This window comes from Snodgrassella sp. CS2, assembly GCF_050310315.1.
Classification (GTDB): Bacteria; Pseudomonadota; Gammaproteobacteria; order Burkholderiales; family Neisseriaceae; genus Snodgrassella; species Snodgrassella alvi_E.
In genome coordinates this window covers 1-15040 of the sequence record NZ_JBNPBA010000010.1, presented here as the reverse complement: position 1 = coordinate 15040, position 15040 = coordinate 1, and the positions used below count along the sequence as shown (strand labels likewise).

Annotated in this window: 14 protein-coding genes; 5 read left to right on the top strand and 9 right to left on the bottom strand. The window is 44.6% G+C overall.

Features of this window, described 5'->3' with window-relative positions:
* Positions 1 to 34 precede the first annotated feature (34 nt).
* The 4 genes from ACQP6D_RS10250 to dnaK form a co-directional block, all read right to left on the bottom strand.
* Positions 35 to 2314, bottom strand: a complete 2280-nt coding sequence (locus ACQP6D_RS10250) for a Tex family protein (protein WP_427858122.1) — start codon at positions 2312 to 2314, stop codon at positions 35 to 37.
* A 176-nt stretch (positions 2315 to 2490) separates the two neighbouring features.
* Positions 2491 to 3660 carry an alpha-hydroxy acid oxidase gene (locus ACQP6D_RS10245; protein WP_370387752.1) on the bottom strand — a complete coding sequence of 390 codons (1170 nt, stop codon included), beginning with the start codon at positions 3658 to 3660 and terminating at the stop codon, positions 2491 to 2493.
* Between the two features lie 85 nt (positions 3661 to 3745).
* A complete protein-coding gene (locus ACQP6D_RS10240; RefSeq protein ID WP_267409064.1) occupies positions 3746 to 3919 on the bottom strand; it encodes a hypothetical protein in 174 nt (57 codons plus the stop codon).
* A 304-nt stretch (positions 3920 to 4223) separates the two neighbouring features.
* The gene (gene dnaK, locus ACQP6D_RS10235; protein WP_370469893.1) at positions 4224 to 6158 is read right to left on the bottom strand and encodes a molecular chaperone DnaK; all 1935 of its coding nucleotides are present in this window, start codon (positions 6156 to 6158) and stop codon (positions 4224 to 4226) included.
* Between the two features lie 395 nt (positions 6159 to 6553).
* Between dnaK and ACQP6D_RS10230 the strand changes: the two genes are divergently transcribed.
* The 4 genes from ACQP6D_RS10230 (at position 6554) to ACQP6D_RS10215 (ending at position 10402) form a co-directional block, all read left to right on the top strand.
* On the top strand, positions 6554 to 8011 hold the full coding sequence (locus ACQP6D_RS10230) for a DASS family sodium-coupled anion symporter (RefSeq protein ID WP_267391989.1): 1458 nt from the start codon (positions 6554 to 6556) through the stop codon (positions 8009 to 8011).
* A gap of 319 nt (positions 8012 to 8330) precedes the next feature.
* On the top strand, positions 8331 to 8897 hold the full coding sequence (locus ACQP6D_RS10225; RefSeq protein WP_267391990.1) for a TMEM165/GDT1 family protein: 567 nt from the start codon (positions 8331 to 8333) through the stop codon (positions 8895 to 8897).
* A 53-nt stretch (positions 8898 to 8950) separates the two neighbouring features.
* Positions 8951 to 9511, top strand: coding sequence for a DNA-3-methyladenine glycosylase I (locus tag ACQP6D_RS10220; protein WP_367421230.1), 561 nt, complete (start codon positions 8951 to 8953; stop codon positions 9509 to 9511).
* A 300-nt stretch (positions 9512 to 9811) separates the two neighbouring features.
* Positions 9812 to 10402 (top strand): hypothetical protein, encoded by a 591-nt coding sequence (locus ACQP6D_RS10215; protein WP_367417881.1) that lies wholly within the window; start codon positions 9812 to 9814, stop codon positions 10400 to 10402.
* 43 nt (positions 10403 to 10445) lie between these two features.
* Here ACQP6D_RS10215 and dtd read toward each other — a convergent pair whose 3' ends face one another.
* The 5 genes from dtd to minC all read right to left on the bottom strand — a co-directional run bounded on the left by dtd (position 10446) and on the right by minC (position 13882).
* The gene (gene dtd, locus ACQP6D_RS10210; RefSeq protein WP_267391985.1) at positions 10446 to 10880 is read right to left on the bottom strand and encodes a D-aminoacyl-tRNA deacylase; all 435 of its coding nucleotides are present in this window, start codon (positions 10878 to 10880) and stop codon (positions 10446 to 10448) included.
* Between the two features lie 168 nt (positions 10881 to 11048).
* Positions 11049 to 11975: a hydrogen peroxide-inducible genes activator gene (locus tag ACQP6D_RS10205; protein WP_100140913.1), complete on the bottom strand. Its 927-nt coding sequence runs from the start codon at positions 11973 to 11975 to the stop codon at positions 11049 to 11051.
* Positions 11972 to 12241 (bottom strand): cell division topological specificity factor MinE, encoded by a 270-nt coding sequence (gene minE, locus ACQP6D_RS10200; RefSeq protein ID WP_100140914.1) that lies wholly within the window; start codon positions 12239 to 12241, stop codon positions 11972 to 11974. The genes ACQP6D_RS10205 and minE overlap by 4 nt, the downstream gene beginning before the upstream one ends.
* A 3-nt stretch (positions 12242 to 12244) precedes the next feature.
* Positions 12245 to 13060 (bottom strand): septum site-determining protein MinD, encoded by an 816-nt coding sequence (gene minD / locus ACQP6D_RS10195; RefSeq protein ID WP_100140915.1) that lies wholly within the window; start codon positions 13058 to 13060, stop codon positions 12245 to 12247.
* Positions 13061 to 13141: 81 nt separating this feature from the next.
* Complete coding sequence (gene minC, locus ACQP6D_RS10190) at positions 13142 to 13882, bottom strand: septum site-determining protein MinC (protein WP_367489642.1); 741 nt, start codon at positions 13880 to 13882, stop codon at positions 13142 to 13144.
* Positions 13883 to 14016: 134 nt separating this feature from the next.
* Between minC and ACQP6D_RS10185 the strand changes: the two genes are divergently transcribed.
* Positions 14017 to 14940 carry a Rossmann-like and DUF2520 domain-containing protein gene (locus ACQP6D_RS10185; RefSeq protein ID WP_427858121.1) on the top strand — a complete coding sequence of 308 codons (924 nt, stop codon included), beginning with the start codon at positions 14017 to 14019 and terminating at the stop codon, positions 14938 to 14940.
* Positions 14941 to 15040 lie beyond the last annotated feature (100 nt).

Here is a 15040-nt window from a genome sequence, read left to right as displayed (position 1 = left end):
TATCAATCCCCCTGTTGTTATATGGGTGTGCCAGCTATTGTTTCAGGCGGGCAAATGCTGCGGCCATGGCATTATCTGTGATGCCGCTGTTATGTCCGGTTTTGTCTTGTTGTCTGCGTGTGCGGTCGCTTTTGGTTGCTGCTGGTTTGGTTTCATCGTTTAGGCGCATGGATAAAGCAATGCGTTTACGTGCGACATCGACTTCGACAACTTTTACTTTTACCACATCGCCGGCTTTCACAACGTCACGCGGGTCGGCAACATAGCGGTTGGCCAGTGCCGAAACATGGATCAGACCGTCCTGATGAACGCCGATATCAACAAATGCACCGAATGCAGCTACGTTGCTAACCACACCTTCAAGTATCATGCCGCTTTTTAGATCGGTTATGTCTTCAATACCGTCGGCAAAGGTAGCAGTCTGAAATTCGCCGCGAGGGTCGCGGCCAGGTTTTTCCAGCTCAGCAAGAATGTCGTTGATGGTCGGCAGACCAACGTGGCTGTCGATATAATCGCTCGGTTTCAAGGTTTTGAGGGCGCTGCGGTTGCCAATGAGTTCTTCGGCACGCAGGTGCGTGGTTTGGAGCATTTTGGCGACGATAGGGTAGCTTTCTGGATGCACGGCGCTGGCGTCAAGAGGTTCATCACCACCCTGGATTCTCAGAAAGCCGGCTGCCTGTTCAAAAGTTTTGCTGCCCAGCCGCGGTACGTTCATCAGAGCTCGACGATTTGCAAAGGCGCCATTCTGGTCGCGATAGGTGACAATATTCTGCGCCAGCGTGCTGTTAAGGCCAGAAATGTGTGCCAGCAATGCTACGGAAGCGGTGTTAACATCTACGCCAACGGCATTCACACAGTCTTCAACTACGGCATCCAGACTTCTGGCTAGCTGGGTCTGATTCACATCATGCTGATACTGGCCCACACCGATGGATTTGGGGTCAATTTTCACCAATTCGGCCAACGGGTCTTGCAGGCGACGGGCAATGGATACGGCACCGCGCAGACTAACATCCAGCTCAGGAAACTCTTTGGCAGCCAGTGCGGAAGCGGAATAGACAGAAGCGCCGGCTTCGGAGACAACAATTTTTTGTAGTTTGCGGTCGGACAAGGCGCGTATCAGTTCGCCTGCTAATTTGTCGGTTTCGCGGCTGGCGGTGCCATTCCCAATAGCAATCAGTTGTACATTATGCTGTTTAACCAGATGCATCAAGGTGTTGAGGGCACCCTGCCAGTCGTTACGGGGCTGATGGGGATAGATGGTGGCGGTTTCCAGTAGTTTGCCGGTATCATCTACTACCGCGACTTTAACGCCAGTACGGATACCGGGATCGAGGCCAATGGTGGTGAGACGACCTGCCGGAGCTGCCAACAGTAAATCCTTGAGGTTTTGCGCAAATACGCTGATGGCAGCCTGGTCAGCATTTTCTTTTAGCCGGTTGAGGGCGTCCAATTCCAGCGATAGGAAGATTTTGGCGCGCCAGCTCAGGCGTACGGTGTCGCGCAGCCAACGGTCGGCAGGGCGGCTATTGTCAGCGATACCAAATTGCTCGGCAATCAACTGTTCGTAAATACTTTGTTCGCCGACTGGTTTATCGTCCGGTTGATATTTTAGGTTTAGTGCCAGTATGCCTTCATTGCGTCCGCGTAAAACAGCTAATGCGCGGTGGCTGGGCATACTGTGTATCGGTTCGCGGTGATTAAAATAATCTTTGAATTTTTCGCCAGCGCTTTCCTGTCCTTCGAGTACGGTGGCGTGGATTTCACCTTCTCGCCACAGTTTATCGCGCAGATGGCCAATTAGCGTAGCATCTTCGGCAAACTGCTCCATCAGTATGGCACGCGCACCGTCTAGTGCAGCTTTGCTATCGGCTACATTTTCATTCAGATAGTTTTGCGCCTCTGCTTCTGGATTCAGCTGCGGCTGATTGAGCAGAGCTTCGGCCAGTGGTGCCAGTCCGTGTTCTCGCGCAATTTGTGCTTTGGTACGGCGTTTGGGTTTGTAGGGCAGATAAATATCTTCCAGCGCGGTTTTGTTATCTACTGCAGCAATACTTTGCCGCAGCTCATCAGTGAGTTTTCCTTGTTCTTCGATACTGGACAGGACAGTCTGCTTACGTTCTTGCAATTCGCGCAGGTACTGAAGGCGTTCGGCAAGGGTGCGCAATTGCGTATCATCTAGTCCTCCAGTGGCCTCTTTGCGGTAGCGGGCTACAAACGGTACAGTGGCACCATCATCCAGTAGGTCAATCGCAGCCTGAATTCGTGCCGCAGCTACATTCAGTTCGTCAGCAATTTTCTCAGTGATGTTCATAACAACCTATAGAGCAATAAAAATGCAAGCATAGCCGCCTGTTGTGGCTTTGTCACCTGTTGCTGCTTGTTTGTATGGCGGCAGAATGGTGATAAACATAGATTGATTTATCTGTAACAGCAGAAAAGGCTATTTGTCATAGACAAATAGCCTTAAACTTGCTCATTTAAGCAGAATTAACTGGCAACAGGATAAGTGCCGGGTATCAGGATATCGGTATTAACTTTTTTGATATCGGTGTGGCCGGTAAAAGCCATGGTGGTATCTAATTCGTTGTAGATGATTTCGAGAGCGCGTCTTACGCCGTCCTCACCATATGCACCCAGGCCATACAGAAAGGCACGGCCGATCAGTGTACCTTTGGCACCCATGGCCATGGCCTTTAATACATCCTGACCTGTACGGATACCACTGTCTAGCCATACTTCGATGTCGTTGCCCACGGCAGAGATGATATTGGGTAAAGCGTGAATGGTAGAGGGAGCGCCATCTAGCTGGCGACCGCCATGATTAGATACCACGATTGCATCAGCACCGGATTTGACCGCCATTTCAGCATCTTCAGCATCCAGTATCCCTTTGATAATCAATTTACCGCCCCATAAATTCTTGATTTCTTCAATGTCTTTCCAGCTTAGACGCGGATCGAATTGTTCGCTTGTCCATGAGGCCAGTGAAGACATGTCAGCTACGCCTTTGCAGTGACCAACAATATTGCGGAAAGTGCGGCGTTGGGTATTAAGCATAGCCAGACACCATTCCGGTTTGGTGGCCAGATTAATCCAGTTGCGCAAGGTGGGTTTTGGGGGGGTAGATAGACCATTTTTAATGTCTTTATGGCGCTGCCCCATTACCTGTAAATCAGCAGTAACTACCAGAGCAGAGCAATTGGCAGCCTGAGCACGGCGAATAAGGTCGCGCATAAATTCGCGGTCGCGCATTACATACAATTGAAACCAGAAAGGAGTGCTGGTGTTTTCTGCCACATCTTCAATGGAGCAGACGGACATAGTGGATAGAGTGAATGGGACCCCGAATTTTTCAGCAGCGCGCGCCGCCAGAATTTCTCCGTCGGCATGCTGCATACCAGTCAGGCCAGTAGGAGCGATTGCAACCGGCATTTTCACTTTTTGCCCTACCATAGAAGTTTCCAGTGTACGGCCGGTCATATCAGTTAGTACACGCTGACGCAGCTTAATCGGCTGAAAATCGGTGGTATTGGCATGATAGGTAGTTTCTGTCCATGAACCAGTATCTGCGTAGTCGTAAAACATTTTCGGTACTTTGCGCTTGGCCACTTTGCGCAAATCTTCAATACAGGTTATTTTGCTTAATTTGTTTTGCATGTAGATACCTAATTTTCAGTTTTTTGGTAAATGTAATTATTATCCTGAATTTTCGCCTGAATCTTACGGACTGAACACCAGTAAGTTACAAACCGACAACACGGGACAATTTATAAATCATCAACATAATCAGAATCAGCAGACAGCTGATGCCTGCCAGCATAGTCCACGGTCCCCAGCGCTGAGAACGTCCGCAAAATCCGGCTGTTAAAATGGCACAGCAAACGCCCAGCAGGATAAGCAAAATATAAAAGTTCATCTTTTACTCCGGTAGAAATATATTTATAGTCAATAATTAATGTACTTATTGTAACGGCCGTTTCACAGACATGTCTGTTTTTTTTACAATCACGCAGGGTATTTGCTAGGTTAACCAAAATCTGAAGAGTAAAGCAACATTTTGTTAGTAGCCAGAACGTATGCCTGCATACTTATTTATACTCCTCTTAATATCCAAATTCAGCTTATGAGCAATATTATTCTCAGTAAAAAGACTTTCTCTTCCATGACGCGCCTAAAATAAAACCCCGCTAGTTAGCGGGGTTTTATTTTAAAGGAAAAACTTAGTCTTTTTTCTCTTTATCTTTTACTTCTTCAAATTCAGCATCAACAACATCATCGTTACCTTTGCTTTGAGCCTGATCTGCTTGTGCTCCAGCCTGTTGGCTTTCTGACTGAGCCTGAGCATACATCATTTCGCCCAGCTTCTGGCTGGCTGCACCCAGTGCTTCTGATTTAGCATCAATTGCAGCTTTGTCTTCACCTTTAACAGCTTCTTCAGCTTCCTTAATGGCTGCTTCGATTTTTTCTTTTTCAGCTGCATCAAGTTTATCACCGTATTCGCTCAAAGATTTCTGCACTGAGTGAATCAGAGCTTCGGCCTGATTGCGACTGCTTACCAATTCAGCCAGTTTGCGGTCTTCTTCTGCATTGGCCTCTGCATCTTTTACCATGCGTTCGATTTCTTCTTCGCTCAATCCAGATGAAGCTTGAATAGTAATGTTAGCTTCTTTACCTGTACCTTTATCTTTGGCAGAAACATGCAAAATACCGTTAGCATCGATATCGAAAGTTACTTCTACTTGTGGTACACCGCGTGGAGCCGGCGGAATGTCACCCAGATTAAACTGTCCCAGACTCTTATTAGCAGAAGCACGTTCACGTTCACCCTGCAATACATGAATGGTTACAGCACTTTGATTGTCTTCAGCAGTAGAGAATGTCTGAGTTGCTTTGGTCGGAATAGTGGTGTTTTTATTGATGAGCTTGGTCATCACACCGCCCATGGTTTCGATACCCAAAGACAACGGGGTTACGTCCAGCAGCAATACGTCGCTACGGTCACCGGCCAGTACTGCCCCTTGAATTGCTGCACCAACAGCCACTGCTTCATCAGGGTTAACGTCGCGACGCGGTTCTTTACCAAAGAAATCTTTTACAGCCTCCTGTACTTTTGGCATGCGGCTCTGACCACCTACCAAAATCACATCGTTAATGTCGTTCACACTTAAACCGGCATCCTTGATGGCAGTACGGCAAGGTTCGATAGAACGGGTAATCAGATCTTCAACCAGACTTTCAAATTTGGCACGGGTGATTTTCATGGCCAGATGTTTCGGGCCAGTCGCATCCATGGTGATGTAAGGCAGGTTGATTTCAGTTTGTTGTCCACTGGAAAGTTCAATTTTGGCTTTTTCAGCGGCTTCTTTCAGACGTTGCAATGCCATTACATCATTTTTCAGGTCGATACCCTGATCTTTTTTGAATTCATCGATGATGTAGTTAATCAAACGTTGATCGAAATCTTCACCACCAAGGAAGGTATCGCCATTGGTAGCCAGTACTTCAAACTGTTTGTCGCCATCAATTTCGGCAATTTCAATAATGGAAATATCGAAAGTACCGCCACCTAAGTCGTAAACGGCAATTTTACGGTCGCCTTTTTCGCCTTTGTCCATACCAAAGGCCAGAGCAGCAGCTGTAGGTTCGTTGATAATGCGTTTTACATCCAGACCAGCAATACGGCCGGCATCCTTGGTAGCCTGACGCTGACTGTCGTTAAAATAGGCTGGCACAGTGATAACAGCTTCAGTAACCTTTTCACCGAGATAATCTTCGGCTGCTTTTTTCATTTTACGCAGTACTTCAGCAGAAACCTGCGGAGGAGACAGTTTTTCACCATGTGCTTCCACCCATGCATCGTTGTTATTGGCTTTAACAATCTGGAAAGGCATGGATTTGATATCGCGCTGTACTTCAGCATCGTCGAATTTACGTCCAATCAGACGTTTTACTGCATAAATAGTGTTTTTAGGGTTAGTGACTGCCTGACGTTTGGCCGGTGCACCAACCAGAATTTCATTGTCGTCCAGATAAGCAACAACAGAAGGTGTGGTACGTGCACCTTCCGCATTTTCAATTACTTTTGTCTGGCCACCTTCTGAAATGGCAACACATGAGTTGGTCGTACCCAAATCAATACCGATTACTTTTGCCATATTTAAAATCTCCTAATTATTTAATTTCGTGATTTGCAGCATTATCTTACAGTTGCAAATAGGCAGTATGAAACCACCGTTATACTATTGCTAATGAATCGTAAATGGGTATACCTGATACGATTTCAAGCATAGTTTTGCAAATTTTATCCAAATTATTGCACCCCTAATGTCTGCTTTAATATCAATAGCGTTTGCTTACATGGTTGTATGTTATATTCATTCAGGCTTAAACAGTAAAATCATCCTGCTTTTGTCAATGCCGTCTGATACTAATTTGCGCTATGTCAGACGGTGTTTTTCAATATGAGTTTACAATCACTCAAGACATTAATGATTTCTGTCTGGCTGTATCTATTTCTTCATGATTAGGAGTAAGTTGTATGCCTGTCAAAATTGGGTTCAAGCCCATTCCCGCTGCCGTAGCGCTGTTAATCGGCCTGATAGTCTGGTTTGCCATCCCGGTACCAGAAGGGGTTTCTCCTCAAGCTTGGCATTTGCTGGCTATGTTTGTTGGTGTGATTGCAGCTATTATCGGCAAAGCTATGCCCATTGGTGCGCTGTCTATCATCGCTATTATGCTGGTAGCCGTAACTGGTGTTACTGCAGACACACCCAGCAAAGCCATGAATGATGCTTTAAGCAGCTTTGGTAATCCACTTATCTGGCTGATTGGCGTAGCAATCATGATTTCTCGTGGTTTGCTGAAAACTGGTTTGGGCGCTCGTGTCGGCTACCTGTTTATCGGCTTGTGGGGTAAACGTACCTTAGGTGTGGCCTATAGTCTGGCAGTGGTGGAACTATTATTGGCTCCAGTAACCCCCAGTAATACAGCCCGTGGTGGTGGTATCATTCACCCAATCATGAAATCTATAGCATCCAGCTATGATTCAGACCCTGAAAAGGGCACCGAAAAACGCATGGGTAAATTTCTGGCATTGGTAAATTACCACGCTAATCCCATCAGTTCAATTATGTTTATTACCGCTACAGCACCCAATCCTTTGATTGTGGATCTGGTAGCCAAAGCCACCAACAGCGATATTCATCTTTCTTGGGGTACTTGGGCGCTGGCCATGCTGGTACCCGGTTTAGTAGCGATGTTCTTGATGCCGCTGATTATCTACTGGTTGTATCCGCCTGAAATCAAGCACACTCCGAATGCAGTGGCTTTTGCCAAAGAGCGTTTGAAAGAACAGGGCCCGATGACACGTGATGAAAAAATCATGCTGGGTATTTTTGCGGTATTGCTGATTCTGTGGGCAGGTATTCCGGCCATGCTGTTCGGTAAATCCTTTGCGGTAGATCCGACCACCACCGCGTTTATCGGTTTGTCGCTTCTTCTTTTAACCGGCGTATTGAGCTGGGATGACATCCTGAAAGAAAAAAGTGCGTGGGATACCATCACTTGGTTTGCTGCATTGGTAATGATGGCAACGTTCCTGAATAAACTGGGACTGATTACATGGTTCTCCGGCGTACTGGAAAGCAGTATTGGTAGTCTGGGTATGGGCTGGATGGGTGCCTGTACACTATTATTACTGGCGTATATGTATGCACATTATATGTTTGCCAGCACCACGGCTCATATTACCGCTATGTTTGCCGCCTTTTACTCAGCCGGTCTGGCATTGGGTGCGCCGCCCATGCTGTTTGCGCTGATGATGGCTGCTGCTTCCAGCATTATGATGACCCTAACTCATTACGCTACCGGTACCTCACCTGTAGTATTCGGTTCCGGCTTTGTGACCCTAGGTGAATGGTGGAAAATTGGTTTCATCATGAGCGTGATTGAACTTGCTATCTTCGTTGTAATTGGCGGAGTTTGGTGGAAAGTTTTGGGTTACTATTAATCTGTTATCTTCACAGCAGCAGGCTGCCAAAAGGTTTGGCAGCCTGTTTTATTGTTTAAAATCAAATTTAATGCGTCAATTCAGAAATTCGCTTGTTAATATCGTCCGGATTCGGTTATGATGCAGTGCCTTAAGGGAGTAGTTTCACAGGTAATATCTCCAATACCTGTGGTTACGATCAACATATTTGCAGCATTTGCTGTATGGTCGTAACGTCTAACCAGATGGTGGATTAACGAGACTTGAGACAGGATAAAACTGCAATGGCGGGCGTTTTATCGTGTCTTTTGTCTATGCCCGCCTACGGTATCTCATAATGATTCATGCTTTTCTTTCTTCCGTTGTTCCCGTTGCACTGGCTGAGATTGGCGATAAAACTCAATTACTGACATTATTTTTGGCTACCCGCTTTGCGCGTAAATATGCCATTATTGCTGGTATGTTATGTGCCACATTACTTAATCACGTTGTTTCAGCATGGTTTGGCGTAGAAGTCGCACGATTTTTTACCCCGCAGTTAATGGGCTGGGTAGTCGGTATCAGTTTCTTAGTCGTGGGATTGTGGCTATTAAAACCAGATAAGGATGATGGTGTAGATACCCGATTCATGCGCTACGGGCCGTTTGTGGCTACATCTGTTTTGTTTTTTCTGGCTGAAGTAGGGGATAAAACCCAAATTGCTACCATATTGCTGGCAGCACAGTATCGGGATTTATTTTCTGTAGTTATGGGCAGTACAGCAGGCTTATTGTTGGCAAATGTTCCAGTGATATTTTTTGGTAATTGGCTCATGCAACGATTGCCCTTAAACCGCATCCGCATAGGTGCCTGCGTCTTGTTCTGTCTATTAGGCATCGTGACACTCATTCAGACATACTTAAACTAAATATCATAAATGTTCAGACAGATTAATTCCTTTATTCCAGTGCCAAACATAAAATGCAAAAACAAATAACAAGATGTGAATGGGTCAACGCTGATCCACTATATCAGCAGTACCATGATAATGAATGGGGGCAGGTGCAGAAAGACGGCCAGAAATTGTTTGAAAAAATCTGTCTAGAAGGCCAGCAGGCCGGACTATCATGGATAACGGTATTAAAAAAACGTGCTGAATACCGGCGTTGCTTTTATGATTTCAATCCGCAAAAAATTATAACCATCAATGATATTGAGCCATTACTCCGAAATCCGGGACTAATACGCCATCCGGGCAAATTACAGGCAATTATCCATAATGCGCATGCCTATCTTTCCATGCAAGAACAGGGAGAAGATTTTGCTAATTTTATCTGGTCGTTTGTCAATCATCAGCCGATTATCAATCATTATTCGCATTTATCCGAAGTGCCGACTCAGACAAAAATAAGTACGGCCATGTCAAAAGCGCTGAAAAAACGCGGTTTTAGTTTTGTCGGTCCCACCACTTGTTATGCATTTATGCAATCAATGGGACTAGTTAATGATCATCTGCAAGGCTGTTTTTGCGCCCAACATTAAAAACCGCTACTCAAATACATTATCAAACAATAGAAAGTACCAGATTCCACCGCAACAAGAAACATGATAATTATGTTTTTGGTATAATAAAATTAAAGGAAGCAAAGATACATCAATAATTTGTTACAAAAATATATCCAGATACCATACAGGTATAATTTGGAATTAAATACCAAAAGCAGAATAAATGTGATACAAACTTGTTTAGGGTGTTTGATTCAGATTAGACGTAAGATGCAATGAGCCTTAGCCATGCAAAACAAGTTCAAACTCAGACTCCATCTCAGTTTAGGCATACTATTGTCAACATATTTAAATCTAGCTTGGGCAGAAGATAATTCAACTGCCAATGTTGCCGCTAGCGAACCGACACAAGTGACATGGTATGCATGTCCATTGGCCAATAACCATGTCAGTTACACAACTAAACCTTTAGACGTGCACTGCCAGATAGCCAAACATCCGCCTACCGATGGTGACAATTTAAAAAAATATTCATTAGAAAATCAGAATGCACCTGGTTTAGAACAGTTACAGCGGTTATGGTACAGCGCTGAATTCGGACGTGATGGCGACTTAATGAAAACCCCGCCAGCTCCTAAAATCGGCATTCTACTGCGTCAGCAAATGCCGAAGTCAGAAGCATCACCTAAAATCAAAAATAACCAACCTACCGTTCCAGCCAAAATAATCATCGTACCCAAGCCAACACCGAAACAGCTTGTACAACGTGATATCGTCAGTGAACAGCGGGCACTGGCTGCTGCACAACAGCAACTGCGTCAAGCGCAAAAACAAGGTGTCGCCGTTCAGATTCAGCGTTGGCAGCAGAATGTTAATGATAGGCAGGCCAATATCCGCGTACTCAGGCAGGAATTAAACCGTTATTAAATATCACTGATTACAAAATAGTAAAAACAATCGTAGAAAATTATCAAACCTGAAGCCAGAAAGTTACCGGTCCATCATTTACCAAAGAGACCTGCATATTGGCTGCAAAAATACCGGTTTCAGTGGAAATCTGCCTTTGACACAATTCAACGAAATAATCATACAAGCGTTCCGCTGCAGCCGGCGCAGCACCTCTAGTAAAGCTAGGTCTGGTGCCTTTTTTAGTGTCTGCAGCCAGTGTAAATTGTGATACCACCAATACTTGCCCGCCTATCTGCCTAACATTCAGATTCATTTTATTATCCTGATCACTGAAAACACGGTAACCAAGTACCTTATCGCAAAGACGTTCAGCCTTTTGTGTATCGTCTCCCTGTTCAACACCTAATAAAATCAGTAATCCCTGTTTTATCTGACCAACTGTTTCGCCATTCACTTCCACATTAGCTTGCTTAACGCGTTGTATTAAAGCAATCATGCAAAATTCCTTTAAAATCTAAATGTCTCATTCAAACGCTTCAGGTTTATCTGCTAAAACAAACCATAGCTATAGACCAAATTATCCATTTTGAAAAAGACTGATAATCAAACTGACTAATGAAAAAACGCCTGCTTAGACACAGACGTTTTTCAGAAAAGCGAGATATTAATCCACATCATGGATAAACTTCACGCCGGTCAACTGCGAAGACAAGATAGCTGATTTGATAATACGTAAAGCCTTAGGCCGGACAAAATTACGACGCGAAGCCAGTACCACTCTTCGCTCAGGTGTCGGTTTTGAAAAAGGAATAATGCTGAATAATAAATGATCATTATCCGTTAAAGCAGTCGCTGGCATCACACTGATACCCAAACCGCTGGCCACCATATGCCGGATGGTATTGATAGAGCTGCCCTGAATACTGTTCGATAGGCCCAGAATTTTCTGGCGCGAAGCCAGTTCCTGACAACTATCCAGCACATTATCACGCATACAGTTACCCTCAGTCAGCAGCAACACCCGTTCCTCACCCAGCTGTTTCGGCGTTACCTCGTCCAAATGCTCAAATGCATGACCCTTAGGCACAATAACAAAAAAGGGTTCATCATAAAGCGGTATCGTTTGCAAACCGTTTTCCTGAAACGGTTCTGCAACAACAATCGCATCCAGATCGCCTCGCTTAAGCGATTCTTTTAAAACATCCGTATAATTTTCATCCAGCTGTAAAGGCATTTCTGGCGCCAGCTGACGTAGAGATAAAATCAGCTTTGGCAGCAAATAGGGAGCAATAGTGAATATCAGCCCTAGCTTGAAAATTCCTTCAAGCTCACTTTGCTCCTGATTGGCCATCAACTTAATGCGGTCAGCCTCCTCAAGCACACGGCGAGCCTGAAGCACAATGCGCTGACCAGCATCAGTTGTCATTACCTCGTTACTGCTGCGGTCAAATAAAGTCAGCCCCAGCTCTTCTTCCAGCTTCTTAATTGCAATAGATAAAGTAGGCTGGCTCACAAAACATCGCTGGGCAGCACGCCCAAAATGTTTTTCCTGAGCAACAGCCACAATATAGCGCAATTCAGTCAGCGTCATTCACTGGCCTTTTTCTTTCCTGTTTCCGGTAAAGTAATATTAAGTGCCAAGACATCCATACCATCTTTCTTTTCTTGAGAAATATGAATATCGTCTAAAGAAACATGGACATACTTTGAAAGTACTTGCAACAGTTCCTTTTGCAGCGTAGGCAAATAATCCGGAGTCTGAGTAGCGCGTTCCTGCGCAATAATAATCTGCAAACGGTCACGCGCTGTCTGAGCGGATTGCTGCTTTTTGCCAAAAAGAAAATCCATTATAGACATGTCTTAACCTCCGAACAGACGCTTGAGAAAGCCTTTTTTTTCAGCATCCACAAAGCGGATTGGACGGTCTTCACCCAGCAGGCGCGCAACAACATCTTTATAAGCTTCCGCCACTACCGAATTTTCCTGCAAAATTACCGGCGTGCCAGAATTAGAAGCCTGCAATACGTTCTGGGATTCTGGAATCACACCAATCAGCGGAATACGTAAAATATCCTGAATATCTTGTACAGACAGCATCTCACCTTTGTCTACACGTTCAGGTGAATAGCGCGTAATCAGCAAATGTTCTTTTACCGGTTCACTGTTGGTTTCAGCTCGTCTGGATTTGCTCGACAAAATACCCAGAATACGGTCAGAATCACGCACACTGGAAATTTCTGGGTTAGTGGTAACAATTGCCTCATCCGCAAAATACAAGGCCATCAACGCACCCTGCTCAATGCCTGCCGGTGAGTCACAAACCACATATTCGAAACCCATCTTCGTTGTTAAATCCTTCAGCACCTTTTCCACCCCATCACGGGTCAGTGCATCTTTATCACGAGTTTGCGAAGCAGGTAACACATAAAGATTATCACAGTGTTTATCCTTGATTAATGCCTGATTCAGCGTAGCTTCATCCTGAATAACATTAATCAGGTCATAAACCACTCGGCGCTCACAACCCATAATCAAATCCAGATTACGCAAACCCACATCAAAATCAATTACCGCAGTTTTATGGCCGGCTAAAGCCAGACCAGTTGCAATACTGGCACTGGTCGTGGTTTTACCCACGCCGCCCTTACCTGACGTCACCACAATAATCTTTGCCACAATTAAATTCCTTTTGTTATATAAACGAATCTACAAAACATTCACAAATCAGCCACACACCGATGCGTGTCCCTGAATTAACTAATGCGCCTGAATCGCACTGAGTACCAGCCGGTCATTTTGCAGGAAAATCTGTACCGGATGGCGATCCAGATGCGCCGGCAACTGCTGGTCAAAAATACGATAAATACCGGCCACAGATACCAGCTCAGCTTGCATAGACTGAGCAAAAATACGTGTTTCCTTATTCCCTGCCGCACCGGCCAGAGCTCGTCCGCGTAAAGGACCATAAATATGAATATTGCCATCAGCAATGATTTCCGCCCCTTCACTGACCAAACCCAGAACAATCAAATCTGATTTTTCCGCATATACTTGCTGACCTGTTCTTATGGTGCGATCAATGACCAACGTAGGCAGAGCACTTGCAGCAACTGAAGAATTTATTTTGTCATTAACATCGGCAGACGGCTGAACCAGCGCATCAGCCACAGCTTTAACCCTACTGTTAGCCTGTTCTTCCGGTAAAATACTGAAAGCTATATTATGTTGTTTGGCTAAGCTGACCCAGGCTGCATCAGAATGACGGATAGCAATAATACGCAAATGATAACGTGAAAACAGTGCCACAATTTTAGCCAAGTCCAATGTTTCCGGATTGGTAAGATTGTGCAGATCAAGTGTAAAAGGCATATTACGCAAATTACCAAAACGCTCTGCACGTTGCTTTAATTCATGGTTAATCAAAGTCAGGTCATCCGTCAGCAACTGTACCGACAAAGTATCTAGACGCGCGGATTTCACATTAAAAGCTGGTTTCATTAACGTGTTTGCCCAAAAAATTATGATTAGAATAAAGAGTAAGTACCGAAGTGTACCGTTTTGGTTAAGCGGCTTCAATTACAACTCATATCCTTCAGCAAAATAATTACCTAATCAACCCTATAAAACCCATAATGACCAATATCCCCACCATCAAACCACAACTCAATATGTCTTCCCAACTGCGTGTAAATATCATCGGTACCGGTAAAGTAGCCTCCAGCCTCGCCATCATCTGGCATCAGAGCAAGCAAATAAATATACAGGCAGCATGGAACCGCAGCTTCACTACAGCGCAAAATCTTAAAAACCATATACCTTCTGTTCAACTATGCCAAGAATTGAGCAATCTACCGCCAGCTGATATTTATGTTATAGGTGTCAGCGATCAGGCTATCGAAAAAATAAGCTGGCAAATTCAACAAAATCATTGCCTAACACCCAATTCATTAGTTATTCACCTAAGCGGTGCATTAGACAGCAAAATATTAAAATCAAACCAAAATAAAGTGCTGGCAGGCTCCCTGCATCCGGTATTTCCTTTTGCCTCAATCGAAATAGCCTTAAATCAATTAGCCGGACACATGTGCGCCATAGAAGGCGATAAAGTTGCTTTACCTATACTGCAACAACTGGCTCAGGCTGCAAAATTAAATAGCTTTATTATTGATGCAAACCAGAAAAGCCGCTATCACACCGCACTATCAGCCAGTGCCAATTTTCTAGTTACCTTAAATGCATATGCACGTAATATACTTACTTCTTTGTCTATACCGAAAAGCCTGGCTGAACGACTGGTAAATCAGCTCATGCAGCAAAATCTAAACCAACTACAAACAATGGTTCCGGAAGAAGCCCTTACAGGGCCAATAAAACGTGGCGATAGCACCACAATCGCAAAACATTGGCAGGCATTAAACACAACAGAGCAGGAGATATATAGTGTACTCGCCAAGCAGACATTAAATTTGACCAAATTAAGCCAAGAAAAGCGTCAGCAAATATTACAAATCATCTCACCAACGCAAACGAAGCAAGATAAGAGTCATAAGAAGTGAGGGATTGAGTTAAATGACTGAAAGAAGACCAATAACCGGGGCGAGAGCGGTAAAAATAAAGCTTATTAAAACAGTGGATTGGCAGATTGGATAAAAATAA